The 13,491-nt window shown below is 46.7% G+C and carries 14 protein-coding genes and 2 pseudogenes; 10 read left to right on the plus strand and 6 right to left on the minus strand.

Annotation, left to right across the window (positions count from 1 at the left end):
* Window positions 1-256: 256 nt before the first annotated feature.
* The gene (locus tag MiSe_RS07365) at window positions 257-421 is read right to left on the minus strand and encodes a hypothetical protein (protein ID WP_226576799.1); all 165 of its coding nucleotides are present in this window, start codon (window positions 419-421) and stop codon (window positions 257-259) included.
* A 213-nt stretch (window positions 422-634) separates the two neighbouring features.
* Window positions 635-826: a hypothetical protein gene (locus MiSe_RS07370; RefSeq protein ID WP_226576802.1), complete on the minus strand. Its 192-nt coding sequence runs from the start codon at window positions 824-826 to the stop codon at window positions 635-637.
* 177 nt (window positions 827-1,003) lie between these two features.
* Here MiSe_RS07370 and tnpA point away from each other — a divergent pair.
* The 4 genes and pseudogenes from tnpA to MiSe_RS07390 all read left to right on the plus strand — a co-directional run bounded on the left by tnpA (window position 1,004) and on the right by MiSe_RS07390 (window position 3,520).
* Window positions 1,004-1,364, plus strand: a pseudogene (tnpA, locus tag MiSe_RS07375) (IS200/IS605 family transposase).
* A gap of 203 nt (window positions 1,365-1,567) precedes the next feature.
* On the plus strand, window positions 1,568-2,506 hold the full coding sequence (locus MiSe_RS07380; protein WP_444980470.1) for a M23 family metallopeptidase: 939 nt from the start codon (window positions 1,568-1,570) through the stop codon (window positions 2,504-2,506).
* 16 nt (window positions 2,507-2,522) lie between these two features.
* Window positions 2,523-2,875, plus strand: a pseudogene (locus MiSe_RS07385) (zinc ribbon domain-containing protein); the annotation flags it as partial.
* Between the two features lie 81 nt (window positions 2,876-2,956).
* Window positions 2,957-3,520 carry a late competence development ComFB family protein gene (locus MiSe_RS07390; RefSeq protein WP_226576809.1) on the plus strand — a complete coding sequence of 188 codons (564 nt, stop codon included), beginning with the start codon at window positions 2,957-2,959 and terminating at the stop codon, window positions 3,518-3,520.
* Window positions 3,521-3,568: 48 nt separating this feature from the next.
* Here MiSe_RS07390 and MiSe_RS07395 read toward each other — a convergent pair whose 3' ends face one another.
* Window positions 3,569-3,709, minus strand: a complete 141-nt coding sequence (locus MiSe_RS07395) for a hypothetical protein (protein WP_226576812.1) — start codon at window positions 3,707-3,709, stop codon at window positions 3,569-3,571.
* Window positions 3,710-4,139: 430 nt separating this feature from the next.
* Between MiSe_RS07395 and MiSe_RS07400 the strand changes: the two genes are divergently transcribed.
* Together MiSe_RS07400 and MiSe_RS07405 are read left to right on the plus strand one after the other, a co-directional pair.
* Entirely contained in the window at window positions 4,140-4,673 is a 534-nt protein-coding gene (locus MiSe_RS07400) for a hypothetical protein (protein WP_226576815.1), read from the plus strand.
* Window positions 4,646-4,969, plus strand: coding sequence for a cache domain-containing protein (locus tag MiSe_RS07405; RefSeq protein WP_226576818.1), 324 nt, complete (start codon window positions 4,646-4,648; stop codon window positions 4,967-4,969). Before MiSe_RS07400 ends, MiSe_RS07405 begins: the two co-directional genes overlap by 28 nt.
* A gap of 37 nt (window positions 4,970-5,006) precedes the next feature.
* Here MiSe_RS07405 and MiSe_RS07410 read toward each other — a convergent pair whose 3' ends face one another.
* Window positions 5,007-5,561, minus strand: coding sequence for a L,D-transpeptidase (locus MiSe_RS07410; protein WP_226576821.1), 555 nt, complete (start codon window positions 5,559-5,561; stop codon window positions 5,007-5,009).
* Between the two features lie 236 nt (window positions 5,562-5,797).
* Here MiSe_RS07410 and MiSe_RS07415 point away from each other — a divergent pair, with 236 nt between their 5' ends.
* Both MiSe_RS07415 and MiSe_RS07420 read left to right on the plus strand, forming a co-directional pair.
* A complete protein-coding gene (locus MiSe_RS07415; RefSeq protein ID WP_226576824.1) occupies window positions 5,798-6,460 on the plus strand; it encodes a sigma-70 family RNA polymerase sigma factor in 663 nt (220 codons plus the stop codon).
* A 169-nt stretch (window positions 6,461-6,629) separates the two neighbouring features.
* Window positions 6,630-7,205 (plus strand): anti-sigma factor family protein, encoded by a 576-nt coding sequence (locus MiSe_RS07420; protein ID WP_226576827.1) that lies wholly within the window; start codon window positions 6,630-6,632, stop codon window positions 7,203-7,205.
* Here the strand turns inward: MiSe_RS07420 and MiSe_RS07425 are convergent.
* Both MiSe_RS07425 and MiSe_RS07430 read right to left on the minus strand, forming a co-directional pair.
* Window positions 7,202-7,615: a gamma-glutamylcyclotransferase family protein gene (locus MiSe_RS07425; protein WP_226576830.1), complete on the minus strand. Its 414-nt coding sequence runs from the start codon at window positions 7,613-7,615 to the stop codon at window positions 7,202-7,204. The genes MiSe_RS07420 and MiSe_RS07425 overlap by 4 nt on opposite strands.
* A 1,246-nt stretch (window positions 7,616-8,861) precedes the next feature.
* Complete coding sequence (locus tag MiSe_RS07430; RefSeq protein ID WP_226576833.1) at window positions 8,862-9,020, minus strand: hypothetical protein; 159 nt, start codon at window positions 9,018-9,020, stop codon at window positions 8,862-8,864.
* Between the two features lie 55 nt (window positions 9,021-9,075).
* Here MiSe_RS07430 and MiSe_RS07435 point away from each other — a divergent pair, with 55 nt between their 5' ends.
* Together MiSe_RS07435 and leuS are read left to right on the plus strand one after the other, a co-directional pair.
* A complete protein-coding gene (locus tag MiSe_RS07435; RefSeq protein ID WP_226576835.1) occupies window positions 9,076-10,314 on the plus strand; it encodes an RNA-guided endonuclease InsQ/TnpB family protein in 1,239 nt (412 codons plus the stop codon).
* Between the two features lie 20 nt (window positions 10,315-10,334).
* Window positions 10,335-12,905, plus strand: coding sequence for a leucine--tRNA ligase (gene leuS / locus MiSe_RS07440; RefSeq protein WP_226576865.1), 2,571 nt, complete (start codon window positions 10,335-10,337; stop codon window positions 12,903-12,905).
* Window positions 12,906-13,491 lie beyond the last annotated feature (586 nt).

A 13,491-nucleotide genomic window follows, 5' to 3' on the forward strand; every position in this document is an offset into this window, starting at 1 on the left:
TTATTCTTCCGGCGCGCCTGGAGTAATATTGTAACTATTTGCTCTACAGAACTTGGCTAAACTTATCTCAGGTAATAGTCTTCGCAACCCACCACTGAGCGAGCTTGCCGTTGAGCAGCAATCTTTTTATGCAAGCGCCCAATCTTCTGGGACGCTTTGCAAGCGTTTGTTGCTACCTTTAACCTTGCGACTGACTCGGCACTGTCTAACTTTAAGCAGATGTTTCGTCCTTTTATTGGTAGCAAACTTAGGATTTTCAAACTTGGTGATGCCTAAATCGCCACCAATAATCGACTTGACTTCCCCTCAAGACAAAGGCAGCATAATCGGGTACGGTTTTCTCCTCAATTCTGACCGAAATATACCAACCATCTTGGCGCTGCCGGACGGTAACGGATTTAATGGTGAACCCATCCGGCACAGGTCTAGAGTTGTGAAACCCCATCCAACCCAGTTTGGGTAAATAGACTTTATTCGCTTTAATTTTTACCCCAACCGCGTATGTGAAGTCGGTGAAATTGCTGTGGTTTTTGAATTTCGCAAAACTGACGCAAACACCAAAGTTTCTTGGAAAAATCGTGGCTTGGGAAACTAGAGATCATGGTCGAAACTTTGGTGATGGCATCGACCTGCGTCAGTCCTGTTTCGGAAAACCCCTGCCTTCAAAAAAATTATTGTAGGCAACATCTAACCGTTTTACATTCTCTGGTTGCATTACGGTTGAATCAATTTCTCCGTACCAGGGTCTAGCTAGTTTTAACTGTGGTAATGCCGTAATTTGAATGTCACGACTCGCTGCGGCGAGGATTTTTGGCCTTCGCTTCAAAGTCTACTTTGGTGTCCTTCCAAGGTTCAAGAGATGCACCGTTCTTGCTGACAAAGCACCTTAGTGGACAAGCAGTAGCTCTAGTCCTGATATCGCAGTAGTTACCCTGAATGAACTGTTCTCTTTGTAGCTGTATTATTTTTGTATAGAGTAAATACTAATCGATGCCAACCAAAAATGCAACAGTACCGCCGAAACAAAAATTCCGTCGCCTTGGTAAACTATCATTTAGTCTGGATACCAAAAAGACGGAAGAAGGTTTTAGCCAGCGATGTAGAAACTAGGCAATGGCAGATTATCTGGGAGGTTTGCCCAGATAATCAATCGAATATCATCGCTTTGGAGATTATGCCCGACTACGTGCATTTGTTGATCAACGTTCCGCCTTGCGGAGAGTAGCACTTGCGTTGCTAGTGCGTATAAAGGCAGGAGTTCTAGATATTTGCAACAAGAATTTCCGCACTTATTGAAACTACCTTACTTTGTTTCCACTGCTGGGAATGTTAGTAGCGAGACTGTGAGGAGATATATTGAGTAGCAGCGTCATCACGACGTTACCTGACGGGACTTAAAAGTCCCGCTCCCCCCAATCCCCCCTCTTAGAGGGGGTGCAAGCGCGTCTCGTCCTGGTTGATAAATTTTTTGGCAAAAGCTGCTCGCGCTATCGTACATTTAACTTGTTGTGGAAAACAGTCAATAGCAGCAATAGTTTTACATTCAAAAGGGTCTATCGTGTATCCATTGCATCAATCCAGACATCAGCGGAAGGCGTTACCCAAATCTCAGCTAACCCAGCAAATCCCCCGTTTAAGATTAAACAAAATTACCACCAGCCTTGCACTAGGAATTGCCATCAGTATCGCCACAATAACTGCAACGGCAGCAGTCGCCCCTCAAGTGCAGGTAACACCTAGCACCGCATTGCTGGGCGATACCATAAAAGTCGTAATTGAAACAGAGGCGGGTGGAACACCTCCAACGGTTTCGATGCAACAGCAAACCTACCCAACCTTTCCCATCGGTCAAAATCGATTTCGGGCTTTGTTACCAACGACACCCCTAGACAAACCGGGAACCTGGGATCTTAAAGTCAACCCCGGAGACGGTCAGGTGCAAAACCTATCGTTGCGAGTGAATGGGCGAACCTTTCCCGTGCAACGCCTGCGCATACGTTCTTCAGCCAGCGGCGGGATGCGACCAACCGAGTACGAACTAAACCGCGTCAGGGCTTTTCGGCAATTAGTGACACCAGAAAAATACTGGAGTGGACCGTTTGTGAGGCCAAACCGAGGTCGCATCAGCACTGTCTACGGCGTCCGCCGCTACTACAATGGGGTGTTTGCCAACGATTATTTCCATCGCGGGCTTGATTATGCCGGTGGGATGGGTTCCCCCGTATTTGCGCCAGCAGCGGGGCGGGTAGCGCTGGTAGGACGCCTTGCCGACGGGTTCCGCCTGCACGGGAACACCATCGGCATCGACCACGGTCAAGGCGTGACCAGCGTGTTTCTGCACCTCAGCCGCATCGACGTGCAGGAGGGAGATTTTGTCGGGCCAGGTCAAGTCATCGGTGCTATAGGTTCCACAGGTGCATCGACGGGTCCCCACCTGCACTGGGGGTTATACGTCAACGGAAAGTCCGTCGATCCGCTACCTTGGAAAAATCAAACTTTTGAATAACGCGATGATCGTCTTAAGCTGGTGGGAATACTTTGGAATTAATTATGGAAAAGTGACGGTTGCAGTCCTGCGACACTATAGCAGTCAAAAGTGTTCCAACTGTGGGAAAGTACTCAAGAAATCTTTGTCAGTCAGGACCCATATTTGCCTGCATTGCGGGTATGTAGCAGATAGAGATGTAAACGCCAGTGTCAATATCCTTAGATTAGGACTGCGTACCGTGGGGCACACGGGAACCTACGCTTGGGAGGCAGCGCGGTCTTGGGGGTCTGCCCCATGAGCGACTGCCGTGGAGACTTACCATCTTGGGCAGTTGGGGCTACCCTGCTGCTCTTAGGTGAGTCTGCTCTCCAAGAATCCCCGTATCTTGAGAGCGGGGAATGTCAAAAAGTAAGCAAAAATCAGAGCGATGTTGCTCGCGCAACAAAGCCTGGAAGTGGTTGAGGCATTATGAGTATTGAAAACATTGTGGAACAGGCGTTGCAAGATGGTTATCTCACCCCAGCGATGGAAGCCGAGGTGGCGCGGATCTGCGACACGGCGAGTGAGCTTTCGATTGAAGAGTATATGGCTCTGGATCGGCTGATGGGTGCTTTGTTAACTGGGGAAGTGGTCGCAGTTCCGCGCAAGCAGTTTATCAACGTGATGGAAGAATTGGTGTTGACAGAGGCGATCGCAAGGGTAGCGGAAATTGAAGCCACCACCGAACACGTTCTCGATGTGGGCGACATCGCGGCTTATGCCCTCAATCGGCTTCCCCCGCTCTATGCTACGACGGAAGAAGGCGCAGCTTACCAGCGCAAGCGAGCCAAAGAAGAGCTACTTGATTTAATAGCTCACCAAGTCAGGGAAGCGCTGCTTCGCAATCTCGATCGCCCCGATATCTTCCCAGAACGGCAACCCATCGGCAAGAGTATGCCAAGGGATATGATCCAACAGGTGAGTTCTCTGCTTCAGGCTTACGCCCCTAATTTTGAAGCTAAACCCGATGTCAGTTCTTCCAGCGATCTCTGATTCCCTATTAGCTATCGGTTGTTAGTTATTAGTTATTAGTTTTCGCGCTCAACTAATAACTAATAACTTATTTTTTTTGTCTGTTGGCAGCGTTGCAGATAAACTTGCTCCCCGCGAGCGCAATACATCCAAAAAGGATATACAGCGGTTTTCCATTGGGTGCAGCATAACATTGTAGGGACAGGGCATCAGTAAATTTTGTCGTTAACTCAAAGTTTTTCTCCTGCCGTGTCCCTACCCCCTGTTGATGCGACTGAAAATGGCTATATATTCTAAATTTACCTCAAAATGGCACTCAGGTTCTTCTCATTGTTGTACAACAGGTGGTTGATAATGACAAACTAAATAACCCAAGTTGCTAGTTATCTCTCTGGGAGCGGCTAATGGCTAATGGCTAATGGATCCCTCGGGAAAAATGCTCCCTTAGCAATTAGCCAGCTGGCAATTAGCCATTAGCAACGCCCAATTTTATAACTAGCAACTTGCGTTAAATAAACTATTGCTTGATATGGAAAAGGCAGTGACAACCTTAAACATTAGTAATATTTCAATTCCGCTAAAGCCACCAATTACCGGATATAAGTGTTAGGCTATGAACTAAAGTAATAGTCAAAACACAATGTCTGAAGAAGTAGCGAGCCAGAATCAAGGCAAGTTTAGGGAAAAATTTCGCCTGAGTAATGTCTTGGTTATTCCTTTCATTATTCCGATTGTGGCTGCGACCAAACTGGTGGGCTGGTTTTCCTTTCCCAAGGGACAACGAGGAATTCAGCAGCTAGTTAACCAACTTCAATCTGAAGCTTCAACCCGCGTACACCAGTACCTTAACAATTACCTCAAAACTCCGCATCAGAGCAATCAAATTAATTTGGATGCGCTTAATTCAGGTTTAATTAATCTAGAAGACTTTCGCACTATCGAGCGGGTTTTCAGAAAACAACTCCAGGTTTTTCAGGTAGGCTATATTAACTATGCAAATCAGAAAGGTGAATTTATTGGAGTCACCTTTGACTCTAAAAACCGGAATCAGGTAGTAGTTGAGGTTTTTAACCGCTCTCAGAGTAACAAGCTTTCCAGGTATGCTACTGACGATAAGGGAAACCGCACGAACTTGCTTTTTATATCATGTCCGCGAGAGATCAGTTGTGTATAGTTGATTGTGCGAAAAAGCGTTTTTTCTCCCCTTTGCTCCCCCATCCCCTTTGCTCCCCCAGCTCTCCAAACGCAACCGATGCAACCGGACACGATATTACTGGGGAATATGATTTTACCCTAGAACCCTGGTATGCAGATGCAGTTAAAGCCGGTAAACCCCTGTGGAGTAAAATTTATCGCTGGACAGGGGGAGGAGACAATCAAGAGATTTTATCTATCTCTTCTAGCTATCCAGTTTACGATGATAACAAGAAGCTTGTAGGAGTTTTGAACAAAAGGTGTTTGATGATATAACTTTGGTGATACTGAAGCGGATTGGCTCAACGGTAGCCTAGTCCTCGACGATGACTGGCGTGCCGAGAGAAACTTGCTCGTATAACGTTTGGATATCTGCATTTCGCATTCTCAAACAACCGTGAGAAACAGGTTGTCCGACTAATTTAGCGTCAGGAGTACCGTGAAATCCGATGTGATGGCGTCCGTCATCCCAAAAACCGATCCAGCGACTGCCTAAAGGATTATCTCGTCCTTGGGGTACGATCTCGTCGGTGAGGGGATGACGCCAAACCGGGTATCTTTGCATTTCCATCACTTGGTAAGCGCCGAGAGGCGTTTCCCATCCCCGCTGACCGACTGCTATGGGGTAGCTGGCTAACTGGCGATCGCTTCGATATAGAAAAACGCGGCGTAAGCTTAAATCCACCCTCAAATGCAACCCATTCACTCTAGCAGGCGGGGGAACAGGCGCAAGTGACGGCGCTAACAATGAATCAACAGCAGTTGCAGTCGTGGAAGCAACCGTCCGCCACTGCGCCAAAATTAAGAGAATGCCAGTACCAGCACAGAACAGCACCAAGCTGCGGCGGAGAAAGTCATGTTTTAACATAGCCGTTACTTGCGATATCTTTTTGCCTGTGTTAGGGATTGTAAAACCACAAGATTGACCCATTATTCCGAATTTTCGCGGATTTTTGGCCGCTGTTTCCGGAAATGCCCCATCCATGCTGTAGCAACAAGGAGGGTTAGGGGGGATCGGGGCTTGACTCGTGGGACAAATTGGGGGAACTTCTCAAAATGGGGCAGCGTCATTGGCAATGAAACTTGTAGAGCCAATAGTTGCCCATGACTCAGTCAATTCCCATATCCTGCTCTACCGTTGAGGTAAGGGTTCATAACAGGCAAGTGCCAACACCTGAAAACCTCCCTAACCACGATTTAGTTTTACGCTGTCAATCTGGACTGCGTCCCGATCGCTCGGCTTTTGCCGAACTGATGCGTCGCTATGGGTCCCACGTTGACCGCCTATTGTATCACTTGGCCCCCGATTGGCAAGACCGCGCCGATTTAGCCCAAGAAGTTTGGATTCGAGTGTATCGCCATATCAAACGCTTGCAAGATCCTGTCAAGTTCCGGGGGTGGCTGGGCCGCATCGCGACGAACTTGTTTTACGATGAGTTACGCAAGCGCAAGCGCGTGTCTCCACCCCTGTCGTTAGATGCCCCCAGAACCCTGGAAGATGGCGAGATGGACTGGGAAATTGCCACCGACGATCCCGGACCCTTCGATCAGCTGACCACCCGCGAGTTCTACGAGCAGTTGCACCAAGCGATCGCCGAGTTGCCCGAAGCGTTTCGCACTACAATTGTATTAAGGGAAATCGAAGGCATGGCCTACGAGGAAATTGCCGAAATCACCGGGGTTTCCTTGGGAACGGTAAAATCGAGAATCGCTAGAGCAAGGTCTAGACTCCAGTCCCAGTTGCAAAAATATCTGGACGAGCGTTAAAATTCTCTTGAGAGCCAATTTTGGCAACTGCCTGATGGAAATCTGTCAACTGCTAGAAGCAAAGGACTTTCTTGTTACCTAAGATCGGTAGTAGAATTTTGAGAGCCGTAGTAAACTAGAGCGCACGCAACCGCTGTGTTTTATTTGTCTGACTTGGAAGTGATTTAAAATGACCCCTGAGTTTGAATCTCACAAAAATCTGTCATCCCATTCTTTTGAAGATTTGCCATCTCCAAAGGTGGAAAATTCCCCTTTAGGAACCCTGGATATGCAAAAACGCGATCGCTTTGAGTTACTCAGTGCCTACCTGGATGGCGAGGTAACAGCCGCAGAACGCCGCCAAGTCCAGGAATGGCTCGATACCGACCCGCAAGTGCAGCGCCTGTATAATCGGCTGCTGAAGTTGCGCCAAACCCTAACCACAATGTCAGCGCCGCAAGCAGTGCCTGTGCAACAAACAGTAGATGCAGTGTTTGCTAAACTTGACCGCCGCCGTCCAACCCGCGCCTTGCGATGGGGTGGAGTAGCGATCGCTGCCTTGTTCGTCGGCGCTTTGGCAACTGTTTTGCCCGGTCGCAATTCATTCTCGCCCCAGCTAGCCCAATCTCCCACCCCAACTGCCGAACCCCTGATGGTCGCTTTGAACGAACCGCTGGTCTATATTCCCAAAGCTGCGGTTGCATCCCCCGTCAAGTCTTTGCCGCATTCTAGCACCGCTCCCAGCCACGGTAAGGAGCTACACTAAGGAGAAGGAGAATCTCCGCAATTACTCCAAGATCCAGAGGGTAAAAATATACCTCCATAGCTGCGGACTCGCAAGGGACTCATTAAGTAAACCCAAGCAGTTTCTAAGGGTTCGCCAGATAAGTTAAATGTTTCTATAAGTTGTCGATTATACTCGTTATGTTCGGGTGGACGCTCTGGATGGTAATCTTCTAGCCGATCGAGCGCCTGTAGAACTTCTGGGTCAGCAAAAGTCAGCACACATCCTTGAACTCGTCCATCGCCTGGGGTCATTGCTGGGTAACCAAATGGTAAGGCAAATAAGTGACCTTGGGCGATCGCTTTTTTTTCCTCGATTACCTTACCCGCACACAATCGTTGATAATTTATTTCCCCAGGTTTGAGAGTTCCGTATACAAAAACTTTTAACATTTGCTAGCTAGACAATTTCCGCCATCTCCAGTAGAATAATAATTACTCATTTCCCTCCCGAATAATTCGTGTTATTGGACGCGCGTTAGCGCTAGGACACGAAGAGAAGACGGGGAAGGGAGTAATATATCTGAAGCGGTTGCTATAATCTGGCAAATTGCACAAATTTGCTAACCACCTCAGACAGCTTACCATGTAAGCGTTTGAAATTAATAGAGTTCAGACATTAACTCTGACTTTATTAACAAAAAAAGCAACTGATTCAGATATTTCCCTCTGAATCAGGTTGCGAACGGTATTAAAAAAGCAGAGTTGTGGTTGCTTATTACCCGTAAGGGGATGGAAACTTATTAACAAAAAAAGTGACCGTTTCAGATATTTCAAATATCCGAATCTGCTTCTAACTCTTCCCCTCACGGGGATGGAAACTTATAAGGATGACCTAGAGGGGATGGCAGTCCTAGAAGATTTCTATTCAGAATTACCCGTAAGGGGACGCAAACTAGAAAGTAAATTTGAATGCTGTGTAAAGTATTGTATGAATTAGGGCTTACGCAAATTTTCTATATGTAGGGTGCGTTAGCCATGAGAGTAAGGCACCATTACACTATATTTAGTGTTGTTGCGTAATTCCTATGAATGATGACTGAGCGATCGCCAGCATAGTTATCGGGTGAGCATTCCGCGTTACCAGACTCGGCCTTAAGGAAGAGAGGCGCTTAGCTTCATCCCTGTAAATCGGAAATTTACATAATACAATAAGTAGTATAAGATCGATATGCCGACCGCAGGCTGAGCGAGTTCAGCGCACGCACTCGCGGAAAGCGAACGCATACAGCGTGCGGAGCAATATCGCACATAGCGAAGCGATCCGCCCCACATTCTCAAACCTGAGATATGTAAAAATACTGAAGCAGACGCGATTATCGCCAAACCAATAGGAGGAGGTAGACTTGCATAACGAATTTCTTTCCTAAACTTATCTAAACTTGGCTATTTTAGGTAAGTTTCAAAGCTCCAAAGCGGCAAAAATTGACTGGTGCTGGATCCCAGTTATACTTGTTGGTATAGTACGGCTGGCAAAGTCTGCACTCAACGCCTGTGGACAAGAAGGAGCCGACTCCCAAGGTTGAAGCAGGAAGCAGACCCTCCAAAAACTGTTTCTGGTTGAATGGTGAACTTTAAGCAAGTTTAGCCAAGTTCTGTGAAGCAGCGATTTAATTCATGATTAACAGGACATTTCCGGTCATTGGCACTTATCTGGACTCTTCTTAGTTTTTCGTTTTAAGGAACGAATGAACTCACGAATCACATCGGACTGAGTTCGCTCTACTGCCTGACAATAGTCGTCTAAAATCTGGCGCTCCTCTTCTGTAATCCTGACGTTTAGATTGTATTTGCCCATAGACTTGTAACGATAATTGCGTTACACTGATGATAGTGGATTAAAGGTGAATCTTGTGTTTGCAGTAAAACGTCAACTCAAATTGAATCAACGAGAGATGACGCGAATGGCGCAACATACAGGATTCTCTCGATTAGTCTATAATTATGGGTTATCCCTGTTTTGGCAGTCGGTTGATGCTGGACCCAAAGCCTCTGACAGCAAGAGAATACAAGCCATCAAGAAGATTTTTACCAATGTCGTCAAGAAACAACCCGAAAACGCTTGGATGAATCAACTCTCATCCAAGGTGTATCAATCAGCGTTTCAAAACTTGCAGAGGGCGTTCAAATGGTGGCGTGAAGGACTGTCAGAATGCCCCACTTATAAACGGAAGAAAGATAAACAATCTTTTACGGTTTATGACGGGAATGGCAAATGCTTGGTCGAAGCAGGAAAAACCATCAAGATTCCCACAATAGGAACAATTCGCTTGCAAGAAGCCCTGAATGAAAGCTATATGAGTCAGACCTTCACTCTTAGTCGTGAAGCTGGCAAATGGTATGTGTCATTCTCGGTAGATGCAGAGCAAATTCGTCCGATTCAGCATGAAGTGACCCAACGGGTGGGGATTGATTTGGGTGTGAAGACGTTTGCAACTCTCAGTGATGGAACCAAGTTGGAAGCTCCAAAACCTCTGAAAAAAGCGATAACCAAGCTCAAGCAACTTCAGTACCGTAACCGTAACAAAGAATTCGGTAACAGAAGGACTGGAATTCGGGCTTCTAACAACGCCAAGAAGTATTTCCAACGATTGGCACGGTTGCATAAACGAGTTGCAGATCAACGCCTTGACTTTTTGAATAAGACGACTACGGACATTTGCCGCCAGTATGCTCGCATTCGCATTGAAGACTTGAATGTGTCAGGGATGATTGCCAATCGCAAGCTAGCATCGGCAATTAGCGATTTAGGATTCTATGAGTTTCGTCGCCAATTGGAGTACAAGGCTCCCAGTTTTGGTTCTCAATTGGAGATTGTATCGCGTTGGTATCCCTCCTCAAAAAAATGTCGTCAGTGCGGACACCTGCATGAAGGATTGAAGTTAAATGACAGAGTGTTTCACTGTCGAGCTTGTGGACACATGGAAGACCGGGATCTTCATGCTGCGATTAACTTAGCAAATGCCCCTGATGAAAAGTGCAGTAGGGTTGGCTCAACCCGATTTCAAGCCTGTGGACTCCAGAAGTGCCGTCACCTCTGGTTGAAGCAGGAAGTAAACCTCAATGTCCGGATATGTTCGGTGTTGTATTAGTTTTATGGAGCAGTATAGCCGTGGAGTCCCGTTACAACCCTGCCGAGATAGAGGCGCATTGGCAAAAAACTTGGGCCCAACAAAGTATAGATCAGACCCCAAAAGAGAGCGACAAGCCCAAATTCTATGCGCTGTCGATGTTCCCCTATCCATCGGGAAACCTGCACATGGGACATGTCCGCAACTACACGATTACGGATGTAATAGCGAGGGTGAAGCGGATGCAGGGATATCGGGTACTTCACCCGATGGGATGGGATGCGTTTGGACTTCCCGCCGAAAACGCCGCGATTGAGAGGGGAATACACCCGGCGAAGTGGACATATAGCAATATTGACCAGATGCGATCGCAGTTGCAACAATTAGGTCTTTCCTACGATTGGAACAAGGAAGTTGCTACCTGTTCTCCCGATTATTACAAGTGGACGCAGTGGATATTTTTGCAATTCCTCCAAGCAGGATTAGCTTATCAAAAAGAAGCCGCCGTTAATTGGGACCCCATCGACCAAACCGTATTAGCAAACGAACAAGTCGATAGCGAAGGTCGTTCTTGGCGGTCTGGTGCAATAGTTGAGCGTAAATTGCTCAAACAATGGTTCTTCAAAATTACCGAATATGCCGAAGAATTGCTCAACGATTTGGATAAGTTGACAGGTTGGCCCGAACGAGTAAAGTTAATGCAGGCTAACTGGATCGGAAAATCTGTCGGCGCATATTTGGAATTTCCGATTGTGGGAATGGATGAAAAAATTGCCGTATTTACCACCCGTCCCGATACGGTTTATGGCGTTACCTACGTGGTACTCGCGCCAGAACATCCTTTGACGCCAAAAGTTACCGCATCCGAACAAAAAGCAGCGGTTGAAGACTTTATCAAAGAAGTATCCAACCAAAGTGAATTAGAACGGACGGCGGAAGATAAACCCAAACGCGGAATTCCCACAGGTGGAAAGGCAATTAATCCGTTTACTGGGGAAGAAGTGCCGATTTGGATTGCCGATTATGTCTTGTACGAATATGGTACGGGTGCGGTGATGGGTGTACCCGCACACGACGCGCGGGATTTCAAATTTGCTCAGGAAAAGCAATTGCCAATTCAAGTGGTAATTTATCCCCCAGATGCAGGCGGGACGCCTACACCACAAGAGTTGAAAGAGGCATATACAGAACCGGGAATTATGATTAATTCCGGTGAGTTTGATGGCATGAATTCGACTGAAGGAAAACAGGCGATTATTGAATATGCCGAAAAGCAAGGATATGGCAAAGCGCGCATCCAATATCGCTTGAGAGATTGGTTGATTTCTCGTCAGCGGTATTGGGGTGCGCCAATACCTGTGATTCACTGTCCCAATTGCGGTATAGTGCCAGTACCGGAAGCAGATTTGCCAGTTGTATTGCCGGAAAATGTTGAATTTAGCGGTCGCGGTGCATCGCCGTTGGCTAAGTTGGAAGATTGGATAAATGTGCCTTGTCCAACTTGCGGCACGCCTGGGAAACGAGAAACCGATACGATGGATACGTTTATCGATTCATCGTGGTATTTCTTGCGCTATCCGGATGCGAAGAATGAGCAGCAGGTGTTTGATTCTGCTAAAACAAATGATTGGATGCCTGTGGATCAATATGTAGGTGGAATCGAACATGCAATTTTGCACTTACTTTACTCTCGATTCTTTACCAAAGTATTGCGAGACAGAAATCTCATCAACTTCGATGAACCTTTCTCCCGTCTCTTAACGCAAGGGATGGTACAAGGGAAAACATACAAAAACCGTCGCACCGGGAAATACGTCATTCCCACGCAAGTTGCAGAACCCACAAATCCTATAGACCCCGAAACTGGAGATAGTTTGGAAGTGGTGTACGAAAAAATGTCCAAATCCAAATATAACGGGGTTGCACCGGGGGATGTAATTGGCAAATACGGTGCAGATACGGCGCGGATGTTCATCCTCTTTAAAGCACCCCCGGAAAAAGATTTGGAATGGGATGATGCGGATGTTGAAGGACAATTTCGCTTCTTAAATCGCGTCTGGCGTTTAGTAACAGATTTCGCTTCCCGCGAGTCGTCAGTCGTCAGCGGTCAAGCACAATTGACCAAAGATGAAAAAGACTTGCGCCGTGCAATTCATAGCGCAATTAAAGCGGTGACAGAAGATTTAGAGGGTGAATATCAATTCAATACTGCTGTATCGGAATTGATGAAATTGAGCAACGCCATCACCGACGCAACTTGCAAAGATTCGCCAGTTTATGTAGAAGGCATCAACACTTTGGTTATCATGTTGTCGCCTTTTGCGCCTCATATTGCTGAGGAATTATGGCGAATAATTGGCAATACTGAATCGGTTCACAAACAACCTTGGCCTCAATGGGATGAATCTGCCTTGGTTGTGGATGAAATTACGTTGGTGATTCAAATTAACGGCAAAACTCGCGGTACGATTCAAGCGCCAGCAAGTTTGGATAAAGAAGCGTTGGAAAAATACGCGCGCGAATCCGAACCCGCGCAGCGCAATCTTGAGGGTAAAACAGTTAAAAAAGCGATTGTTGTACCGGGGAAATTGGTGAATTTTGTTGTTGGCTAATTGCTAATTGCTAATGGCTAATAGCTAATTTTAGAAAGGCTATTAGCCATTTTTTATTAAATAGAGGTGAAGAACAATAATTAACTTACAAAGTAAAATTCCTACAGATAGCTGGGTAAAAGCAAATTGGGAAGAATATATTCAGATAGTTGAAAATGACATGAGAAACCGGGTTTATTTAAGAAACCCGGTTTCTCACCGTTAGCGAAGCGATTCGCGCAGCGCGTCTTCTCGAAGAGTAGGACGCGAAGGAAGAGGGGAGGGGAGCGATATGCACACCCTTAGCGAAGCTCTCGCACTCTGCAAGAGAATTTGAGTTCAGACAAGCGATCGCGGTACCTGCTACGCACAGAGAGCGCTCTTGAGCCAATCCCAAAACCGAGTAGCTACAGCAGATTGCAAGCTCGTCTAGGTACAGCCTTTTGGCTTCGTTTGTCTAGCGGCAGCAAAAATGGCAGCCGCTAGACAAACTTGCGGTGTACCTCATGCGCCTGCAAACCGCTATAATGGTGGCGATCGCGCTCTTGACTCATCCGGTTTTACACTCACCAGTGCAAAGCCTGCAGCGTGCTATTAACGCAAGTTG

Source organism: Microseira wollei NIES-4236 (assembly GCF_020521235.1).
Classification (GTDB): Bacteria; Cyanobacteriota; Cyanobacteriia; order Cyanobacteriales; family Aerosakkonemataceae; genus Microseira; species Microseira wollei.